Below are 19,850 nucleotides of genomic sequence, written 5' to 3'. Positions count from 1 at the left end.
GTGTGGGTGGGAACGGCTGGTGCGGGCGGCCGACGGGGCCGCCAGTCCAGTTATCGGCGCAGCGGACGCCGGATGGGATGGGCGCTGTCGAGCAGCACGACCTGCGTGGCCCGCCAGTTCGTCGGGTTGACCACGATCGGCGCGCGCAGGTTCGCCGTCGCGGCGGCCGGCCCCTCCGGGGGCACGGTGAGCAGGCAGTACACCCGCGCCTCGGCCGGGTCCTCGAGCTCCAGGTCGGCGCAGACCGTCCGCGGCAGCACCGGCGCGTACTCCGGGAAGTACCGGGCCGGGTCGACGGCGAGGAACCGCGGCCCCTCCGGCGCCATCGACTGGAGCCAGAACAGCCGGCCGTCGCCGTCGGCCGTGACGAGCACGTAGTCCCGGTGACCCGGGAACCCGGGCAGGGCCTCGGTGAGCGACAGCAGCGGCAGCGTCGCGACGGCCGACAGCGTCATCGCAGGAAGTCCACGAGGGTGGGCTGGATGACCTTGGCGGTGGCCTGCAGGGCGGCCTGGTAGGCCACCTGCTGCTGGCTGACCTCCATGATCGTCCTGGTCAGGTCGATGTCCTCGACGTCGGTCAGCTGCGACTTCAGGGTGAGCTGCAGGTCGGTGTTGACCTGCGCGGCGGCGTCCAGCCGTGCCGACCGCGCACCGACCGCCGACGTGGCGCTCAGCAGCCGGTCGTAGGCGGTGTCGAGGTCGGCGAGGTCGCTCGACAGCGCGTCGGGGTCCGTCAGCACGTTGTCGGCGATCCGCGCGATGACGGCGAACAGGTCGTCCCCGTCGGCCGGGTCACCGAACGCCTCCGGGCCGGTGATGTCGATCCGCACCTCCTGCGTGTTCGACACCCGCCGCATGGTGGGCACGACGTCGACCCCGTCGGCACCGCCGACGCCGACGTAGGCGCCGGTCACGGTGTCGTAGGCGGTGCCGCCCGTGGTGACCCCGCCGAAGAGCGGCCGCCCGTTGAGGGTCTGGTTGGCCACCCCCAGCAGGCTCTGCCGGAGGGCCTCGACCTCGACCTTGATCGCCTCGGCGGAGCTCCCGGACGTGGAACCGGTGTTCATCCCCTGCACGGTCAGGTCCCGCACCCGGCGGACCTGGCTGATCATCGTGGTCAGCGCCGTGTCCGTGGCGTCGAGCCGGCTCTGCCCGTCGGAGATGTTGCGCGCGTGCTGCAGCGTCGCGCTCTGGTCCTGGCGGACCTGCATCGCCTTGTTCGTCCCGGTCGGGGAGTCCGACGGGGCGCTGATCTGCTTGCCGGAGGTCAGCTGCTGCTGGAGCTTGCTCAGCGCCGACTGGTTGCTGTTGAGGCCGAGCAGCGCGGTCTGCGTGACGGCCCGGTGGGTGATGCGCATCAGGTCACCGCCCCACGATGCCGGTGCCGTTGATGAGCTTGTCCAGGGCCTCGTCGATCGCCGTCACCATGCGGGCGGCAGCGCTGTAGGCGTGCTGGAACGAGAGCATGTTCGTCATCTCCTCGTCGAGGTTGACCCCCGACACCGACTCGCGGGACGCGTCCACCTGCGTGGAGATCACCGACTGCACCGTGAGGTCGCGCTCGGCGACGGCGGACTCCACGCCGAGCGCGACGACGAGCGCCCGGTAGGTGGTGTCCACGCCTGCCGGGTCCAGGCTCAGCCGGAAGAAGGCGTCGGCGTTGCCGCCGTCCCCGGACACCGCCCCGTTCAGGTCCGCGGGCGACTTGGTGGCCGCGGCCAGCTGCTCCGGCTCGGTGATCCGGAGGGTGATGGACGCGGCGGTCACCTTCGACAGGTCGACCGCAGCGGGGCCGGGGCCGTCGCCGAGCAGGGGCTGCCCCGGGTTGCCGGCGGCGTCGAAGCCGGTGGTCTGGACGCCGTTGAGGCTGGTCACGAGCTGCTTGGCCACGCCGTCGAGGGCGGCGCGGTACTTCGGCAGGATCCCGGTCAGGGCCTCCGCCTGCCCGCCGCCGGTGCCGCCGAGGTCGAGGGCCGTGCCGCCGGGGACGGTCACGACCCGCGGGTCGTTGCCGGCGCCGACGGCGTCGAGCGAGTCCACCCCCGCCAGGGCCAGCGAGAAGGAGTCCCCGCCGGAGACCACCGTGGTCCCGCCGACGAGGACGTTGAGCATGCCGTCCTTGCCCGGCTGGGTGGTGCCGCCGACCTTCTTGGCCAGGTCCATGACCAGCGCGTCCCGGCGGTCCGACAGCTCGTTGACCGGCAGCCCGGCCTGGCCGGCGGACCGGATCTCGCGGTTGAGGTCGGCGATCGACCGGGCGGTGCTGTTCACCTCGGTGACCAGGGCCTGCAGGTTGTCGCGGGTCTGCGTCCACTGCTGGTCCAGCGTGGCGCTGGTGGTGCGCAGGCCGGCCGCGAGGATGTCCAGCCGCTCGAGGACCTGGCTGCGCGCGGCCGGCTCGGTCGGGTTGTTGGCCAGGTCGCTGAAGCCGCTCCAGACGTCGGCCAGCATGCTCTGGATGCCGCTGTTCCCGGGCTCGCGCAGGGCCGTCTCGACCTGACCGAGCGCGTCGCTGGCCACGGTGAGCCGGGCGGTGCGCGCCGACTCGACCTGCGCGCGGCCCTCCAGGAACGCGTCCCGGATGCGGACGATCTCGTCGGAGCTCACGCCCGACCCGACCTCGCTGGCCGTCGACCAGATCGCCGGGACGGCGGTGCCACCCACGGCCTGCAGCGAGACCCGCTGGCGGGAGTAGCCGTCGGTGTTGACGTTGGCGATGTTCTGGCCGGTGACGTCCATGCCGCGCTGAGCGGCCCACAGCGCCGTCGTCGCCGTGTTCAGCCCGCTGAACGTGCTCACAGGGCACCGTCCAGGGTCACCGCGCGGTGGGCGCGCTCGTCGCTGCGACCCGTGGCCCCGTAGGTCCCGGCCGAGGGGGCCTTGACCGACAGCAGCGCATCGCCGATGGCGGCCAGGCCGCCCTCGATCAGCTCGCGGTTGGCGTCGGAGAGGCTGCGCAGCTCGGTGACGAGCACCAGCAGCGCCTCGTGGTGCTTGGCGTACAGGTCGTTCCACGGCGCCGGCGCGGCCTCGACCAGCTTTCGCAGTGACGGATTGGCGCCCACCCCCAGACCCTCGGCGAGCACCTCGGTCGTCGCGGCGCGCTCGACCTCGAGGGTGCGCAGCTGGTCGAGGATCACCTCGATCTCGTGCGCGATGCGCGCCAGCCAGCGGGTCTTGCCCGTGACGATGAGGTACTGCTTCTCCTCCGCCTTGAACAGCAGCAGGTCGAGCAGTTCCTGCTCCCGCCACAGCAACGTCGACAGGTGCTGGTAGTCCACGGCCCTCACCGTCCTCCCGATCTCTCCCCGGCCGGCCGTCGTCCTGGTGCTGCCAGCGGGTTCTCAGGGACAGCCATCGGCACCTCCGGGGGACCCCTCAAGCCGAGGCACTCAAGTCGGGCGTGATTCGTGCCGAGGAGTAGGTCCCGTCCGCGCCCCGGGCTGCCGAGAGAAGGGGCGTGAGACCATCGCGCGCTCCGGCGATCGAGCGGCCCGCCGCCCCGCGGCCCCTCCCCGCCCCTGAACGGGACCTCCCGGTTCGCGACGTGCCCACCCGGGACGTCGACGCCCTCGTGACCGAGCACCTGCCGCTCGCCGCGTTCGCCGTCAACGCGGTCGCGTCGCGGATCTCGCTGCCGGCCCACGTCAGCCGCGAGGACCTCCTGTCCTGCGCGAGGGTGGCGCTGGTCGAGGTGGCGCGCCGCTTCGACCCGTCGGCGGGCGCCTCCTTCGCGACGTACGCGCTGGCCCGGCTGCAGGGCGCCGTCCTCGACGAGCTGCGCTCGGGTGACTGGGCCAGCCGCTCGGTCCGCGCCGCCGCGCGCCGGACCGACGCCGCGGCCGACGCCCTGGCCATGCAGCTGGGGCGTCCCCCGACGCGCGAGGAGCTCGCCGGCAGCCTGGGCATGGCGACCAGCGAGCTGGACTCGCTGCAGGTCGACGTGCACCGGGCGGTCATGGTCAGCATCGACGCCGACACCGGCCCGGACGGCGCGTCGCTGGACCTGCCCGACACCGGCGAGTCCCCGGAGCGCGCCGTGCTGCGCGGCGAGCGCAGCCGCTACCTGCACGAGGCGATCCGCGCGCTGCCCGACCGCCTGGACGAGGTGGTGGAGCGCAACTTCTTCGGCGGGGAGTCGCTCACCGACATCGCCGCCGACCTCGGCGTGACCCTCTCCCGCGTCTCGCAGATGCGCGCCCGCGCACTGACCCTGCTGCACGCGGCGATGAGCGAGGTCTGGGAGGGCACGCCGGTGCCCGCCGGCGGTGGGGTGCGGGCGCGCAACCAGCAGCGTTCCTACGTCGACCAGGTCGCCGGCCGCAACGCTCCCCCGCCGCTGCCCCACCCGCGCGGCGCGCAGGTCGCCAGCCGGTACGGAGCGGCGCGCCCCGCCTGACCCTGGCAGCCGCCGTGCTCCCCGCCCTCCCGGGGCGACCACCGACAGAGAGGACAGCCCCGTGAAGGTGCTGATCATGCACGCTGGGCAGGACGCCCAGGACTACTACCGGGTCCGTGAGCCCGCCGCGGCCATCGAGGCGGCAGGCCTCGGCGTGGAGATCGAGACGACCCGCGGCATCGAGACGATGGTCCGACCGTCCCCGGACGGTGGTGAGGGCGAGGTCTACGCCGCCGATGCGCGCGGTGCCGACGTCGTCGTCCTGCAGTTGCCGAAGACCGTCGCGATGCTGCAGACCATCCGCGTCCTGCAGGCCGACGGTGTCGCCGTCGTCGTCGAGATGGACGACCTGCTCACGAGCATCCCGTTCGGCACCCCGAGCCACGAGCTCCTCGTCCGCAAGGGCATGGCCCGCCGGGCTGCCGAGTGCGCCCGCGAGGCGGACCTGGTGACCACGACGACGCCGGCGCTGCTCCAGGAGTACGCGTCGCACGGCCGGGGTGCGGTGATCCCGAACGCGGTGCCGCGCCGCATCGCCGAGCTGCCCCCGGCCTACGCACGGGACCCCGAGGTGGTCACCGTCGGCTGGACCGGCAGCGTCTTCTACCACCCCTACGACCTCGAGGAGGTCGGGTCCGGGCTCCAGCAGGCGCTGGACCGCACCGCAGGGCGGAGCCGGTTCACCGTGCTCGGCCAGAAGGGCAACGCCCGCACCCGCCTCGGCCTGTCCGAGGAGCCCGGCGAGGTGCCCTGGATCGACGGCGTCGACGCGTACGCGACGGCGGTCGGCGAGCACTTCGACATCGGGATCGCGCCCCTGCGGCTCGACCGCTTCAACACGTCCAAGAGCTGGCTCAAGGCACTGGAGTACTCGGCCCGGGGGGTCTGGTTCGCCCGCTCCCCCAGCGCGGAGTACGAGCGGCTGGGCCTCGGCTGGCGGGCCCGGAACGCCAAGGACTGGGCCAAGGCCCTCACGGCCGCGATCAACGACCCGGACCGGCGCCGCGAGCAGGCCGCGCAGAACCGCGACGCCGTCCTCGCCGGCCACCTGACCGAGCACACCGCCGAGCGGTGGGTGGCCGCCTGGCGACAGGCGCTCGACGTCGCCGCCAGGAGCCGGCGCCGGTACGCCTGACCCCGCGTGCGTGCCCCGGCCGGACCGGCACCCGCCCGGTCGGGTGACCCCACGGAGAAATCCCGTCCCGTTCGCCTCAAGTCCCGGGCAGCCGGAACCGAAAGAACGAGGGCAAGGCCCGCAGCACGGATGCAGCGGGATGAACACCAGGACCCCGTCCAAGGAGGAACACCATGGGTCTCAGCGTCAACAACAACATCGCGGCGATGAACTCGTACCGCAACCTGTCGATCACCGACGGGCAGATGAGCAAGTCGCTGGAGAAGCTCTCCTCCGGCTTCCGCATCAACCGTGCGGCGGACGACGCCGCGGGCCTGGCCATCTCCGAGGGCCTGCGCTCGCAGATCGGTGGCCTCAAGGTCGCCGTCCGCAACACCCAGGACGGCGTCTCGGTCGTGCAGACCGCTGAAGGTGCGCTCACCGAGACGCACAAGATCCTGCAGCGCATGCGTGACCTGACCGTCCAGGCCAGCAACGGTGGTGGGCTCAACGACGACGCCAAGAAGAACATCCAGTCCGAGATCAGCCAGCTCAAGAACGAGCTGACCCGGATCCAGGACACGACGACCTTCAACGGCACCAAGCTCCTGGACGGCAAGTACGACGGCAAGTTCCAGGTCGGCGCGAACGTCGGCGAGGCCATCAACGTCAAGGTCGGCACCGGCATGGGTGCCAAGGGCCTCGCCGTCGACGGCGTCGACATCACCAAGACCGGTGTCGGCAACGTCAACGTCACCCCGACGACGGCCGTCGCCGGCTCGGCTGCGGGCGCCAACGGCACCGCCGCCTCGGCGACGATCTCCTCGCTGGACCTGACCAAGTCGGAGAACTTCGCCAAGCTCGACGGCTCGCTCACCTACAACGGCAAGACCCTGGACCTCTCGTCCATCGTCTACAAGGCCGACGCGGACGTCGCCGCCCGCAAGACCGCCGTCGAGAACGCCGTGAGCAACGTCTTCGGCACCTCGGTGAGCGTGGACTGGGCCACCTCGGCCAGCGGTGTGGTCTTCAAGGGTGAGACCCCGGTGGGCACCGACGCCACCGAGCTCGCCAAGAAGCAGATGACCTTCACCCAGGCCACCGGTGCCGACGACGCTCTGAAGAAGATCGACGCCGCCATCAAGACCGTGTCCAACACCCGCGCCGATCTGGGTGCCATCCAGAACCGGTTCGAGCACACGATCAACAACCTCAACGTGGCGGTCGAGAACCTGACCGCCTCGGAGAGCCGGATCCGCGACACGGACATGGCCCAGGAGATGACCAACTTCACCCGGAGCCAGATCCTGACCCAGGCCGGCACCGCCATGCTGGCCCAGGCCAACCAGGTCCCGCAGGGTGTCCTGAGCCTGCTCCGCTGATCCACCCGCACCACCTGAGCACCACCAGGTGAAGGGGGGAGGCCTCCGGGCCTCCCCCCTTCCCGCTCGATCACCCCCCTCAGCCCAGGAGGCCCCGGCATGGCAGGCATGAGCACGAGCGTCGGCCTGATCTCGGGCATGGACACCGCCAGCCTCATCAGCCAGCTGATGCAGGTCGAGGCGAACCCGCAGACCCTCCTGAAGAACAAGCTCGTCTCCACCAACAGCGACGCCAACGGCTACCGCGCGGTCAACCTCCGGTTCGACTCGCTGCGCAGCGCGGCCGCAGCGCTGTCCGGCGACGCCGCGTGGACGGCCGCCAAGGCGACCAGCTCCAACGCCACCGTCACCGCCTCCGCCGGCTCGAGCGCGCTCGCCGGCTCCCTCACCTTCACCGTCGAGCAGCTGGCCACCACCCACTCGATGCGCAGCGACACCGTGTTCGCCGCGCCGGCCGGGAAGACCGCTGCCGACACCGACTTCACCGCCACCTCGATCGCCGTCAAGGTGGGCACCACCACCACGACGATCGACCTCGACACCGACGACAACGGCACCGCGACGCTGACCGAGGCGGCCGCCGCGATCAACGCGAAGAAGGACCTGGGGCTCACCGCCTCCGTCGTCCAGGTCGCCGAGGGCAAGTACCGGATGCAGCTGACCACGGCGACCTCCGGCGCCGCCGGGACGTTCTCGATCACGAGCGGCCCGGCGTTCAGCGACCTCACGACCGGAGCGGACGCGAAGCTGAAGATGGGCTCCGGCACCGGCGCCTACGAGGTCACCTCGTCCAGCAACACCTTCACCGGCCTGCTGCCCGACACCTCGATCACGGTGTCGAAGGCCGGGGAGACGTCGACGGTCTCGGTGGGGCGCGACACCGACGCGACCGCGGCCAAGGTGCAGGCCCTGGTCGACGCTGCCAACAGCGCGCTCCAGGTGATCTCCGACTACACCTCGAAGGACAGCACCACCGCGACGCTGCAGGGCGACAGCACCCTGCGCGACCTGGCCGGCCGGGTCCTGGACATCGTCTCCTCCGGCATCGGCGGGAAGTCCGCCGCCACCTACGGCGTCCAGCTGACCAAGGACGGCCAGCTGAAGTTCGACAAGGCCACGTTCACCAGTGCGCTGGCCGCGGACCCCGCCGCCACCCGCACCTTCTTCACCGCGACCACCGGCTCGGGCGCCACCGTCAAGCCGGTGGGGCTGGCCGCGCAGATCGAGGCCATGGCCAAGGCTGCATCCGATGCCACGACCGGCTCGCTGACCCTGCTGGCCAACGGCAGCGACAGCGTCGCCAAGGACCTCGAGGACCGCATCGCCGACTGGGACGTCCGCCTCGCCCTGCGCAAGGAGACACTGACCCGCCAGTTCACGGCGATGGAGACCGCCCTCGGCACGCTCCAGAACCAGTCCTCCTGGCTGGCCGGACAGATCAGCAGCCTGCCGTCCTGGTCCTGAGCCGTCCGCTCCCCCACGTCCCCCACCGACGCCGCTCCCCCGACGTTGTCCCTGGAGACCCGCACCCCATGAGCACTGCCTCGCTCCGCGCCCGCTACCTCGGTGACACCGTCACGACGGCCTCCCCGCAGCGGCTGCTCGTCATGCTCTACGACCGCCTCGCCCTCGACCTCGAGCGGGCCTCCGGCGCGTTGGCGACCGGCGACCGCGAGCAGGCCGGCGAGCAGCTCCAGCACGCGCAGGAGATCGTCCTCGAGCTGCGCACCAGCCTGAAGGTCGACGCCTGGGAAGGCGGTCCGCGGCTGGCCGCGCTCTACACCTGGCTGCTCGGCGAGCTCGTGCAGGCCAACGTCAAGGGCGACCGCAACCGGGTCGCCTCCTGCCTGCAGGTCGTCGAGCCGCTCCGGGACGCGTGGCGGCAGGCCGCGGAGTCCTTGGCCGCCGCGTCGGCATGACCGGCGCACGCCCGCCCCGCGGCGGGGACGGGGCGAAGCCCGGCGACTGGGCCACGGTCCTCGACGACCTGGAGGCCGACGTCCTCGCCGCCGAGGCGACCATCAGCGGGAGCGACCTGACCGACGAGCAGGCCGACGCGGTGGACGCCTGGCGGCGCGGCGTCCAGGACTGGGTCCCCCCGTCCGGGCTGGGCCCCCTCCCCCACGACCTCCGTGACCGCGCCGCGCGGCTCCTCCAGCACCAGCTGGCCGTCGCCGAGGAGCTCGTCGAACGGATCATCCAGTCGCGCCGGCAGCGCGACGTCGCCGCGCGGATGTCCTACGCCCCGTCCCGTCCCGTGGCCGGCTTCATCGACCAGGCCCTCTAGCCCCGCCTCCCCCGCACCCGAGCCCCCGTCGCGCCTCCCGGCGCGACGGGGGCTCTCGCGTTCCCGCGCCGGGCGCGGCGCCGTTCCGACCGGTCGTCACACCAGTCCCTGCCACCCCGTGCGCCGACACCGGTCACTCCCGTCGGGGACGCCGGTCAAGGGAGCCCACGGGGCCGCCGATGAGGGGGGAGCACGGACAGCACCACCTTCGCCACGGATCGGCGGCCCCCTCACTCGCTCGCGAGTGTCTCCTGCGTACCCGGAGGCCGATCGTGTCCTGCTGCCCTGCCCACGTGGCCGTCGCCCGATGATCGGCGACGTCACCGCGACGACGCTGCACGCCGCCCTGTCCGGGCTGGCCCAGCGGCAGCGCGTCACCACGGACAACATCGCGAACGTCAACACCCCGGGCTTCCTGGCCGGCCGCGTCGACTTCGAGTCGAGCCTGCGCAGCCAGCTCACCAGCGGGCAGACCCCGACGGTCAGCGGCGGCACGGTCGCGCGCTCGCTGGAGCCGACGAACACGAACGGGAACAACGTGAACCTCGACAGCGAGACGGTCATCGCCACCGAGACCGGCCTGCGCTACCAGCTGGCCCTCAACGCGCTCGACGGCAAGTACAGCGTCCTGCGCACGGCCCTGCGGACGGCGTGAGCCCGTGTTCGACAGCATCAACGTCGCCGGTTCCGGCCTGCTCGCGCACCGCAAGTGGCTGGACGCCGTGTCGGACAACATCTCCAACGTCAACACGGTGACCAGCGCCGACGAGGACGCCTTCCAGGAGCGCTTCGTCGTCGCGCAGGCCGTGGACTACGGCTCCGGTGAGGGCGGCGTCCGCGTGGCCCGGGCCGAGCTCGGCAGCGCCGAGGGCCGGCTGGTGTACGAGCCGGACAACGCGCTCGCCGACGCCGACGGCTACGTCAAGTACCCCGACATCGACCTCGGTGAGCAGATGACCAACCTGATCATGGCCCAGCGCGGCTACCAGGCGAACCTCGCGACCATGGAGCGGGCGACGAACGCCTACCAGGCCGCCCTGCAGCTCGGGAAGGGCTCATGACCTCGCCCATCGGGGGAATCTCGTTCCCCACCGTGTCGATCCCCGCCGTCGGCGAGGTCACGCCCGCCGCGGAGCCGACCACCGGCACGTCGGCGGTCTCCGGCTCCGGGTTCGCCGACGTCCTGACCTCGGCGCTGGACCAGGTGCAGGCGGCGCAGTCGACGTCGGACGCGCTCGCCGTCCAGGCCGCCACCGGCGACCTGCGCGACGTGCACGACTACATGATCGCCGCCAACGAGGCGAAGCTCGCGACCGAGATGGTCGTGACCATCAAGAACAAGGCCGTTGAGGCCTTCACCGAGATCATGAGGATGCCGGTCTGATGCCTGCCGCCCTCGCCGGGCCGCTCGGGCGCCTGCGCTCCGCGCTGTCCACGATCAGCCTCGGGCAGAAGGTCGTCATCGGCCTCCTGGTCGTCGGGTTGCTCCTCGGCGGCTTCTTCTTCTACCGGTGGATCACCGCGCCGACGTACGCCCCGCTGTTCTCCAACCTGGCCTCGACCGACGCCTCCGCGATCGTCGACGAGCTCAACGCCTCGGGCGTCGCCTACGAGCTCGCCGACGGCGGCGCGACGATCATGGTCCCCAACGACCAGGTCTACGACCTGCGGCTGTCGATGAGCGGCAAGGGCCTGCCGGCCGGCTCCGACACCGGGTACGCGCTGCTCGACGAGTCGGGCATCACGACCAGTGAGTTCCAGCAGCAGGTCTCCTACCAGCGGGCGCTGGAGGGCGAGCTGGCCAAGACCCTGGAGGCGCTGGACGGCGTCCGCTCCGCGGTGGTGCACGTGGCGCTGCCCGAGGACGAGGTCTTCGTCTCCGACCAGAAGGAGCCCACCGCCTCGGTGCTGCTCGACCTGGCCCCGGGCACCGACCTCTCCGGTGAGCAGATCCAGGCGGTGACCAACCTGGTCTCCTCCAGCATCGAGGGCATGGAGGCCGACCAGGTCACCGTCGCCGACTCCACCGGCGCGGTGCTCTCGGCCCCGGGCCAGGGCGTGACGGCCGCGGCCGGCGACGCCCGCTCGCAGCTGGAGCAGGAGTACGAGGCCCGGCTGGCCGGCAACGCGCAGGCGATCCTCGACCGCGTCCTCGGCCCCGGCAACGTCCAGGTGTCGGTGCGCGCCGACCTCGACCTGAGCCAGCGCGACACCACCTCGAAGACCTACACCTACGAGGACGGCACCCCGCCGATCTCGGAGAGCACCACGACCGAGGAGTACTCCGGCACCGGCGCCGCCGTCGGCGGCGTGCTGGGCCCGGAGAACACCGCGGACGCCGGTGGCGAGGGCGACTCGGCCTACAACAAGGAGTCGACCACCGCGAACAACGCCGTCGGGGAGACCACGGAGACGGTCACCGGCGCGCCGGGGACCATCAACCGGCTCACCGTGTCGGTCGTCATGGACCAGGCGGTCGCGGGCAACCTGAACCAGAACCAGGTGCAGGACCTCATCGGCAACGCCGTGGGTCTGGACCCGGCGCGCGGTGACGACATCACCGTCGCCTCCATGCCCTTCGACACCACCGCCGCCGACCAGGCCGCGGCCGAGCTGGACGCCGCGCAGGAGGCCGAGAAGCAGGCCCAGATGTGGTCGATGATCAAGACCGGCGGCATCGCCCTCGGCATCGCCCTGCTCGTGCTCGTCGTCTGGCTGCGGTCGCGCCGCCGGCAGGACGCCGAGGAGGACTACGAGCCGCTGGAGCTGCCCGACGACGTGATGGCCGAGCTCGACCGGATCCGGATCGAGAGCACCCGGGAGGCCGCGGTCGACGACGCCCAGGCCGAGCTGGAGGCGGCCGAGCGGGCGCGGGTGCGCGGCGAGATCGCCTCCATGGTGAGCGAGAAGCCCGACGAGGTCGCGGCCATGCTCCGCGGCTGGCTGAGCGAGAGCGGAGCTAAGTCGTGACATTGGCCAGCGTCGAGCAGATGGTCGGCATCGAGTCGGCCGCCGCCCAGACCGCCGTCCTGCCCGCGGTGCGCCAGCGCCCGGACATGCCCGGCATCCGCAAGGCCGCGGTCTTCATCGCGCAGCTGAGCAAGGAGGAGGCCGGCACGCTGCTGGCCAAGATGCGGCCGCGCGAGGTCGAGCAGATCACCCGCGAGCTCATGAAGCTGGGCACGGTGGGGGCCGACGACGTCGACGGCGTCCTCGAGGAGTTCCACCACCTGATGACCGCGCAGCGGTTCGTGGGGCGCGGCGGCGTGGACTTCGCGCGCGAGATCCTCGCCGCGGGCCTGGGCGAGGAGAAGGCCGACGGCATCCTGTCCCGGCTCAACGTCGTCTACACCGAGGTGCCCTTCGCCTCGCTGCGCAACGTCGACGTCCGCCAGCTGGTCACCTTCCTCAAGGACGAGCACCCGCAGACCATCGCGCTGGTGCTGGCCCACCTGACGGCGGCGCAGTCGGCGGAGGTGCTCTCCGGGTTCGCCCCCGAGCAGCAGGCCGCCGTCGCCCACCGGATCGCCACCATGGACCGCACCACGCCGGAGATGGTCCGGCTGGTCGAGGAGGAGCTCGGCCGGCGGATGGGCTCGCTGCTCGCCCACCAGGACATGAGCACCGTCGGCGGCGTCGAGACCCTCGTGGAGATCATCAACCGCTCGCCGCGGCCGACCGAGCGGTCGATCCTCGAGTGGCTGGACAGCACCGACCCCGAGCTGGCCGAGCAGGTCCGGGCGCAGATGTTCGTCTTCGAGGACATCGTCACCATCGACGACCGCTCGCTGCAGCTGGTGCTGCGCGAGGTCGAGGCCAACGACCTGGCCACCGCGCTCAAGGGCGTGCGCCCCGACGTCCGGGACAAGGTGGTCCGCAACCTCTCCGAGCGCGCCGCCGAGAACCTCGCCGAGGAGATCGAGCTGCTCGGCCCGGTCCGCACCCGGACGGTCGAGGAGGCCCAGGCCAAGGTCGTCGGCGTCATCCGCACCCTCGAGGAGCAGGGCGTCCTGACCATCTCGCGCGGCGGCGACGATGACTTCGTCGCCTGAGGCGCCGGGCCGTCGGGTCACCCGCGAGTCGGCGCTGCTGCGCGGGGACACGGCGGCCAAGCCGGCGCCCTACACCCGTGCGGTGCCGGTGCAGCAGACCACCGAGCGGCGGACGACGATCCGCCGGGCCGCGGACATGCCGGTCCCGGCCAACCGGACGTCGTTCCGGCTCGGGGACGTCTACGCCGAGGAGCTGGCGCGGCTGCGCGAGCACGCCCGGCAGGAGGGGTTCGCGGCCGGTCACGCCGAGGGCCTGCAGGCGGCCGCGAGCGTCGTCGCCGAGGCCGAGCGGGCCGCCGAGGAGCGGCTCGCCGAGGTGCAGGCCCGGTGGGAGCGGCGGCTGGTCTCGGCCACCGCGGCGCTAGGCGCGGCCGTCACGCAGCTGGAGCAGTCCGCGCTGCCGGTCGCCGAGGACGTCCGCGACTCGGTCATCTCGATCGTGCTCACCCTGGTCGAGGACCTCCTGTGCCGGGAGCTCGCGGTCGCCGACTCCCCCGCGCTCGACGCCGTCCGGCGCGCGCTGACGCTGTGCCCGGCCGACGCGCCGGTCGTCGTCCGACTGCACCCCGACGACCTCCGCGAGGTCCCGGCCGAGGCGCTGGCCGAGCTGCCGAACACCGTCCGCGTCGTCGCCGACGCCGCGGTGGAGCGGGCCGGTGCGATCGCCGAGACCGGCCCCTCCCGCGTCGACGCCCAACTGGGCACCGCGCTGCAGCGGGTCCGGGCGGTGCTGGCCCCATGACGGTCGGGCTGCTCGACCGCGCCCGCGCCGCGGCCCGCCCGGAGCTGACCGGGCAGGTCGTGGGCGCCATGGGACTCACCCTGTCGGTGGAGGGCATCGTCGCCTCCGTCGGCGACCTGGTGGAGGTCAACCCCGGCCCCCGCGGGCTGCTCGGCGAGGTCGTCGCGGTCACCCGCGACCGGCTGACCTGCATGCCGCTCGGCGAGCTGTCCGGCGTGCACGCCGGCGCCCCGGTGCGCGCCACCGGCATGCCGCTGCAGGTGCCGGTCGGCGAGGCGCTGCTCGGCCGGGTCCTCGACGGCCTCGGCCGCCCCGTGGACGGCGGCCCGCCGCTGGACGCCGGGCTGGAGTTCGTCGACCTGGCCAGCGAGACCCCGCACCCGCTCACCCGCGCCCGGGTCGCCGAGCCGCTGACCTCGGGCGTCCGGGTCCTGGACACGATGGTGCCGATCGGCAAGGGGCAGCGGCTGGGCATCTTCGCCGGCTCGGGCGTGGGCAAGTCCACGCTGCTGTCCCAGATCACCCGCGGCACCGACGCCGACGTCCGGGTGATCGGCCTGATCGGCGAGCGTGGCCGCGAGGTCAAGGAGTTCCTCGAGGAGAACCTCGGCCCCGAGGGGATGGCCCGCACCGTCGTCGTGGTCGCCACCTCCGACGAGCCGCCGCTGGTGCGGCTCAAGGCCGCGTTCGTCGCCACCCGCATCGCCGAGGGGTTCCGCGACCAGGGCCGCGACGTCCTGCTGCTCATGGACTCCATCACCCGGACGGCGATGGCCCAGCGCGAGGTCGGGCTCTCCGCCGGGGAGCCGCCGGCGACCCGCGGCTACCCGCCGAGCGTGTTCGCCATGATGCCGCGGCTGCTGGAGAAGGCCGGCACCGCCGCCACCGGGTCGATCACCGGCCTCTACACGGTGCTCGTCGACGGCGACGACCACAACGAGCCGATCGCCGACACCGCCCGCTCGATCCTCGACGGGCACGTCGTGCTCACCCGCAAGCTCGCCACCGCCGGGCACTTCCCGGCCATCGACGTCCTCGAGTCGATCTCGCGGGTCGCCACCGCCGTCGTCCCGCCGGCGCAGATGGCCGACGCCCGCGAGGTCCGGCGGCTGATGGGTGCGCTGCGCGACGTGAAGGAGCTCATCGAGATCGGCGCCTACCAGGCCGGCAGCGACCCCCTGGTCGACCGCGCCCGGCAGCTCGCCCCCGCGATCGACTCCTTCCTCCAGCAGCCCACCGGGGAGCTGACGCCGGCGGCCGAGTCGTGGAACTGGCTGAACCGCATCGTCCGGTCGGCGTGACGCGGCTCGCGCGGTCGCGCGGGAGCGCGCGGTGAAGCGGGCGGCGTTCCGGCTGCAGCCGGTCCTGGAGCTGCGCCGCACCGAGGAGCGGGCCGCCGCCCTGGCGGCCGCGGAGGCCGCGCGCGCGGCGGCCGAGGCCGACCGGCGGGCGAGCGAGGCCGAGGCCGCGCTGGGCTCCGTCGTCCCCACGGGGCCCACGTCCTCCGGCGCCTTCCGCGCCGCGATGGTGCTCGCGCGGGTCGCGGCGGACGACGCGGCGTCGGCCCGCGCGCTGGCCACCGCCTCCGCCGAGCAGGCCGAGCTGGTTCGCGCCGCCTGGACGGCAGCCGCCCAGCGGACCAAGGGCCTCGAGCGGTTGCGGGAACGACACCTGCAGACGGTGCGACTGGCCGAGCAGGCTGCCGAGGAGAGGACCGTGGACGACCTCGTCACCGGCCGCTCCGGCCGCCGCGCCCCCTCCGGGGAGGTGCCGTGGACGGACTGACCGCCGTGCAGGCCCGGATCAGCGAGATCCAGGCCCGCTTCGTGTTCCCGGTCCGCACGTCGACCAACGCCGCCTGGACGTCGGCGGCGACCGCCGCGGGCCTCACCGGCACGACCGCGACGACCGCGGCCGCGGCCGGCACCGCGTCGGCGGCCTCCGAGCGGGCCGTCGTCGCCGAGGCGCAGAAGTACCTCGGCGTGCCCTACCTGTGGGGCGGCACCGACCCCGCGAAGGGACTGGACTGCTCCGGGTTCGTGCAGCTGGTCTACGGCAACCTCGGCGTCGACCTGCCCCGGACGTCCTCCCAGCAGGCCACCGCCGGCACCGCCGTCGCCTCGCTGGCCGACGCCCGCCCCGGCGACCTCGTGTTCTTCGACCACTCGTCCCGGCCGGGCATCGACCACGTCGGCATCTACCTCGGCGACGGCAAGATGATCGCCGCCCCGCAGGAGGGCGAGACGGTCAAGGTGCAGTCGGTCGGCGACCCCGCCGTCATCCGCCGGGTGCTGCCCGCGCAGACCGCCGCCACCGGCTCGGCGTCGAGCGGCTCGCTGGCCGGCGTCCCCTACGCGAACCTCTTCACCGCGGCCGGCGCCCGGTACGGCGTCGATCCCGCGCTGCTGGCGGCCGTGGCGTCGCAGGAGTCCGGCTTCGACGCCTCGGCGGTCTCCCCCGCCGGCGCCCAGGGCCTCATGCAGTTCATGCCGGCGACGGCGCAGGACCTCGGCGTCGACGCGTTCGACCCGGCGTCCGCGGTGGACGGCGCCGCCCGCTACCTGAGCCGGCTCACCGACCAGTTCGGCTCGACCGAGCTGGCCCTGGCCGCCTACAACGCCGGGCCCGGGACGGTGCGCCGCTACGGCGGCGTCCCGCCCTACTCCGAGACACAGGACTACGTCCGCTCCGTGACCAGCAAGGCGGAGGCCTACCGATGACGACTCCCGCTGTGACGGCGGCTCCGCTGCCCGCCACCCCGGCCGCGCCCGCCACCGCGGCGCCGGGCGGAGCCGAGCGGTTCGCCTCCGCCCTCGACGACGCCGTCGCCGACGGGCGGGGCGGCGCCCGCGACCGGGCGACTCCCGGAGAGGTGGACGGCTCCGCGGAGACCCCCGCGGGCGACGCCGGGACGACCGCGCCCGACGAGCAGGCGCCGGCCGACGCGCCGGTTCTCCCCGCCGGCATGCCGCCGGGGCTGTGGGCGCTGCTCACCGGCCTCGGTCCCGGCGCGGCCGCGCCGACGCCCCCCGGGCAGGCGGCGGCCTCGGCCGTTCCCGGGGTGGGGGCTCTGTCCGGCGCGGGAGCACCTCCCGGACCGGCCGCGACCGCCGGAGTGGTCCCCGCCGGGGCGGCGCTGCCCGGCGGCGGCACCCCGGCGGGCACGGTCCCGCTCCCCACCGCACCCTCGGGCGCGGGTGTCCCGGCCGCGGCGCTGCCCGGCGCCACCCCGTCCTCCGACGGCCTCCCCGGCGCGGCGACGGCTCCGCCGGCCGCCCAGCTCCCCGCCGGGGTGGTCCCGGTGGCGACCGGGCCGGTCGTCGGGGCGGGCGCCGCCCTCCCGCCGGGCGTGGTCGTCGTGATCGCGCACGAGGACGGGACGCCGGCCCCCAGCCCACCCCCGGCCGCCGCGGCCGCACCCGCCACGGCGCCCGCGGACCACGCGGTCGCGTCCGGCCCGGTGCCCGCCGCGACCGAGGAGGGCGAGCCGGTCGCCGCGTCGCCCGCCACCGGGCTCGTCGCACCGGGTGCCACGCCGACCGCGCCGGTCGGTGCCGCGGCCGCGCCGGGTGCCCAGCCCGCGCCGGCGGGCACGCAGGTCGCCCAGCACGTCGCCGTCCTGCGGAACGGCCCGGACGGTGCGCACACGATGACCGTCGTCCTGACGCCGGAGGCCCTCGGCACCGTCGAGGTGCAGGTGACCCTGACCAACGGCGCGGTCGACCTGACCCTGCGCGGCGCGACCGAGGCCGGCCGGGCCGCCCTGCTCGACTCGCTCCCCGACCTGCGGCGCGACCTGCAGAGCGCCGGCCTGACGTGCACCAACGCCTCGGTCGACCGGGACCCCGGCAGCGCCTGGACCTCGGCCCAGCAGCAGGCCGCCGGTCAGCAGGGCGGCCGGCAGGGCCCGGGCAACGGCTGGGCGCAGCCGCGGCCGCGGTCCGCAGACACCGGCGAGGGCCGACCGGCCCCCGCCCCGACCTCGTCCGCGTCCACCGGCGTGGACGTCCGCGTCTAGAGGGAGCGACGGATGACGAACCCCGTGAGCGGCACGAACGCCACGTCCTACACGGCGCCCACCAGCACGATGAACCGCACGGACCAGATGGGCAAGGACGTGTTCCTCAAGCTCCTGGTCGCCCAGATGCGCTACCAGGACCCGTCCAACCCGGTCGACAGCAGCCAGATGATGTCGCAGACCGCGACGTTCACCCAGGTCGAGAAGCTCGAGCAGCTGGCCGACCAGAACGCCTCGCTGCTCGCCCTCCAGCGGGCGACCAGCGCCGGGGCGATGGTCGGCCGGACGGTCACCTACACCGACTCCACCGGCGCGAGCGTCACCGGGACGGTGAGCTCCGTGCGGCTCGGCACCGACACCTCCGAGGCCGTCGCGATGGTCGGCGGGATGGCGGTGCCCATGGGCCGGGTCACCGCGATCTCCGAACCCCCGGCGTCCGGCTCCGCCTCGACGTCGTCCTGACGCCCCGCCCCCCGAGCTCGTCCCCCACCAGCGACCTCCCCCACCCGACAGACCACGAGGAGAGCCCCATGCTCCGCTCCATGTTCTCGGCCATCTCCGGCCTGCGCGCCCACCAGACCAAGATGGACGTCACCGGCAACAACATCGCCAACGTCAACACGGTGGGCTACAAGACCCAGACGACCGTCTTCGAGGCCGCCCTGTCCCAGATGCTGCGGGCCGGTGGTGCGCCGGCCGAGGGCAGCGGCGGCAGCAACCCCGCGCAGGTCGGCCTCGGCGTCAAGGTCGCCGGCATCAGCACGAACTGGTCGCAGGGCGCCACGCAGACCACCGGCCGCTCCACGGACTTCATGATCGAGGGGGACGGCTTCTTCGTCGTCCAGTCGGGCAACCAGCAGCTGTTCACCCGCTCGGGGTCGTTCGGCTTCGACGCGGCGGGCAACATGATGACCGACGGGGGCTCGATCCTGCAGGGCTGGTCGGCCGACGTCGACGGCGTGATCGACGCGAACGGCCCCATCGGGCCGCTGAGGATCCCGTTCGGCCAGGGCACCGCGCCTCAGGGCACCGGCGCCGGCACCGTGCAGGGCAACCTCTCCGCGGCCGCCGAGGTCGGCAAGCAGGTCGAGAGCTCCATCACCATGTACGACAACCTGGGGCGGGAGGTCCCGGTCACCTTCCTCTTCGAGCGGACCGCCACCGGCTGGTCGGTCAGCGCCACCGGTCCCGGCACGCCGCCGGCCGACCTGATGACCGCGCCGGTCGCCCTGACCTTCGACGGCGCCGGGAACCTCACCGCCCCCACCGCCGTCGCCCTGAACGACCTCCCGGCCGGCTGGACCGGGCCGGTGAGCATCGACGTCACCGGGGTGACGCAGTACGGCAGCCCCACCACCGTCTCGGCGGTCGACCAGGACGGCTACAGCGCCGGTGTCCTGGAGTCGTTCAGCCTCGGCAACGACGGCACGATCACCGGGGTCTTCTCCAACGACCAGACCAAGGTGCTCGGCCAGCTGGCCCTGGCCACGTTCGCCAACCCCGGCGGCCTGGAGCAGGCCGGCAGCACCACCTACCGCCCCGGGTCCAACTCGGGCCTCGCGCTGATCGGCCAGGCCGGCACCGGGGGCCGTGGTGTCCTCAACGCCGGTGCGCTGGAGATGTCCAACGTCGACCTGGCCGAGGAGTTCACCGGGCTGATCGTCGCCCAGCGCGGCTTCCAGGCCAACAGCCGCGTCATCACCAGCAGCGACGAGATCCTGCAGGACCTGGTCAACCTCAAGCGCTAGTTCGTCGGCCCGCTCGCAGGGCCGTTCCCGTACGTCACCCGGCGGGGGGGGCGGGGGGCCCGGGGGGGGGGGCGGGGGGGGGCGCGGGGGGGGGGGGGCCCCGCGC

Annotated in this window: 22 protein-coding genes; 18 read left to right on the top strand and 4 right to left on the bottom strand. The window is 73.5% G+C overall.

Annotation, left to right across the window (positions count from 1 at the left end):
* Nucleotides 1-50 precede the first annotated feature (50 nt).
* From fliW to ACI79D_RS12475, 4 genes are read right to left on the bottom strand one after another with little or no spacing between them, the layout of a single operon-like run.
* Entirely contained in the window at nucleotides 51-455 is a 405-nt protein-coding gene (gene fliW / locus ACI79D_RS12490; protein WP_456918735.1) for a flagellar assembly protein FliW, read from the bottom strand.
* Nucleotides 452-1,360: a flagellar hook-associated protein FlgL gene (gene flgL / locus ACI79D_RS12485; protein ID WP_456918734.1), complete on the bottom strand. Its 909-nt coding sequence runs from the start codon at nucleotides 1,358-1,360 to the stop codon at nucleotides 452-454. Before flgL ends, fliW begins: the two co-directional genes overlap by 4 nt.
* Before the next feature lie 4 nt (nucleotides 1,361-1,364).
* Nucleotides 1,365-2,801, bottom strand: coding sequence for a flagellar hook-associated protein FlgK (flgK, locus tag ACI79D_RS12480; RefSeq protein WP_456918733.1), 1,437 nt, complete (start codon nucleotides 2,799-2,801; stop codon nucleotides 1,365-1,367).
* Nucleotides 2,798-3,283, bottom strand: a complete 486-nt coding sequence (locus tag ACI79D_RS12475) for a flagellar protein FlgN (RefSeq protein WP_456918732.1) — start codon at nucleotides 3,281-3,283, stop codon at nucleotides 2,798-2,800. Before ACI79D_RS12475 ends, flgK begins: the two co-directional genes overlap by 4 nt.
* Nucleotides 3,284-3,549: 266 nt before the next feature.
* On the opposite strand from ACI79D_RS12475, the gene ACI79D_RS12470 reads away from it, so the two are divergent.
* The 18 genes from ACI79D_RS12470 (at nucleotide 3,550) to ACI79D_RS12385 (ending at nucleotide 19,744) form a co-directional block, all read left to right on the top strand.
* Nucleotides 3,550-4,401, top strand: a complete 852-nt coding sequence (locus ACI79D_RS12470) for a sigma-70 family RNA polymerase sigma factor (RefSeq protein WP_456918731.1) — start codon at nucleotides 3,550-3,552, stop codon at nucleotides 4,399-4,401.
* Nucleotides 4,402-4,462: 61 nt separating this feature from the next.
* Nucleotides 4,463-5,536 (top strand): hypothetical protein, encoded by a 1,074-nt coding sequence (locus tag ACI79D_RS12465; protein ID WP_456918730.1) that lies wholly within the window; start codon nucleotides 4,463-4,465, stop codon nucleotides 5,534-5,536.
* Between the two features lie 173 nt (nucleotides 5,537-5,709).
* A complete protein-coding gene (locus tag ACI79D_RS12460) occupies nucleotides 5,710-6,897 on the top strand; it encodes a flagellin N-terminal helical domain-containing protein (protein ID WP_456918729.1) in 1,188 nt (395 codons plus the stop codon).
* Nucleotides 6,898-6,996: 99 nt separating this feature from the next.
* Entirely contained in the window at nucleotides 6,997-8,361 is a 1,365-nt protein-coding gene (gene fliD, locus ACI79D_RS12455; protein WP_456918728.1) for a flagellar filament capping protein FliD, read from the top strand.
* A gap of 68 nt (nucleotides 8,362-8,429) precedes the next feature.
* Entirely contained in the window at nucleotides 8,430-8,816 is a 387-nt protein-coding gene (gene fliS / locus ACI79D_RS12450) for a flagellar export chaperone FliS (RefSeq protein ID WP_456918727.1), read from the top strand.
* Nucleotides 8,813-9,184 (top strand): hypothetical protein, encoded by a 372-nt coding sequence (locus ACI79D_RS12445; protein WP_456918726.1) that lies wholly within the window; start codon nucleotides 8,813-8,815, stop codon nucleotides 9,182-9,184. The genes fliS and ACI79D_RS12445 overlap by 4 nt, the downstream gene beginning before the upstream one ends.
* A gap of 307 nt (nucleotides 9,185-9,491) precedes the next feature.
* Entirely contained in the window at nucleotides 9,492-9,839 is a 348-nt protein-coding gene (flgB, locus tag ACI79D_RS12440; RefSeq protein ID WP_456918725.1) for a flagellar basal body rod protein FlgB, read from the top strand.
* 4 nt (nucleotides 9,840-9,843) lie between these two features.
* A complete protein-coding gene (locus ACI79D_RS12435; RefSeq protein WP_456918724.1) occupies nucleotides 9,844-10,245 on the top strand; it encodes a flagellar basal body rod protein FlgC in 402 nt (133 codons plus the stop codon).
* Nucleotides 10,242-10,568, top strand: coding sequence for a flagellar hook-basal body complex protein FliE (fliE, locus tag ACI79D_RS12430; RefSeq protein ID WP_456918723.1), 327 nt, complete (start codon nucleotides 10,242-10,244; stop codon nucleotides 10,566-10,568). Before ACI79D_RS12435 ends, fliE begins: the two co-directional genes overlap by 4 nt.
* Entirely contained in the window at nucleotides 10,568-12,154 is a 1,587-nt protein-coding gene (gene fliF, locus ACI79D_RS12425) for a flagellar basal-body MS-ring/collar protein FliF (protein WP_456918722.1), read from the top strand. The genes fliE and fliF overlap by 1 nt, the downstream gene beginning before the upstream one ends.
* Entirely contained in the window at nucleotides 12,151-13,236 is a 1,086-nt protein-coding gene (gene fliG / locus ACI79D_RS12420) for a flagellar motor switch protein FliG (protein WP_456918721.1), read from the top strand. The genes fliF and fliG overlap by 4 nt, the downstream gene beginning before the upstream one ends.
* Nucleotides 13,220-13,978 (top strand): FliH/SctL family protein, encoded by a 759-nt coding sequence (locus ACI79D_RS12415; RefSeq protein ID WP_456918720.1) that lies wholly within the window; start codon nucleotides 13,220-13,222, stop codon nucleotides 13,976-13,978. The genes fliG and ACI79D_RS12415 overlap by 17 nt, the downstream gene beginning before the upstream one ends.
* Nucleotides 13,975-15,279, top strand: a complete 1,305-nt coding sequence (locus ACI79D_RS12410) for a FliI/YscN family ATPase (RefSeq protein WP_456918719.1) — start codon at nucleotides 13,975-13,977, stop codon at nucleotides 15,277-15,279. Before ACI79D_RS12415 ends, ACI79D_RS12410 begins: the two co-directional genes overlap by 4 nt.
* 31 nt (nucleotides 15,280-15,310) lie before the next feature.
* Nucleotides 15,311-15,763 (top strand): flagellar export protein FliJ, encoded by a 453-nt coding sequence (locus ACI79D_RS12405; protein ID WP_456918718.1) that lies wholly within the window; start codon nucleotides 15,311-15,313, stop codon nucleotides 15,761-15,763.
* Complete coding sequence (locus tag ACI79D_RS12400) at nucleotides 15,751-16,698, top strand: transglycosylase SLT domain-containing protein (protein ID WP_456918717.1); 948 nt, start codon at nucleotides 15,751-15,753, stop codon at nucleotides 16,696-16,698. The genes ACI79D_RS12405 and ACI79D_RS12400 overlap by 13 nt, the downstream gene beginning before the upstream one ends.
* Complete coding sequence (locus ACI79D_RS12395; protein WP_456918716.1) at nucleotides 16,695-17,996, top strand: flagellar hook-length control protein FliK; 1,302 nt, start codon at nucleotides 16,695-16,697, stop codon at nucleotides 17,994-17,996. The genes ACI79D_RS12400 and ACI79D_RS12395 overlap by 4 nt, the downstream gene beginning before the upstream one ends.
* A 12-nt stretch (nucleotides 17,997-18,008) precedes the next feature.
* Nucleotides 18,009-18,458 (top strand): flagellar hook assembly protein FlgD, encoded by a 450-nt coding sequence (locus tag ACI79D_RS12390; RefSeq protein WP_456918715.1) that lies wholly within the window; start codon nucleotides 18,009-18,011, stop codon nucleotides 18,456-18,458.
* 68 nt (nucleotides 18,459-18,526) lie between these two features.
* Nucleotides 18,527-19,744 (top strand): flagellar hook protein FlgE, encoded by a 1,218-nt coding sequence (locus ACI79D_RS12385; RefSeq protein ID WP_456918714.1) that lies wholly within the window; start codon nucleotides 18,527-18,529, stop codon nucleotides 19,742-19,744.
* Nucleotides 19,745-19,850: the final 106 nt, after the last annotated feature.

The organism is Geodermatophilus sp. SYSU D00708 (assembly GCF_054050115.1).
The sequence above is the reverse complement of the archived record's forward strand: the minus strand, read 5'-3'. Positions and strand labels throughout refer to the sequence as shown.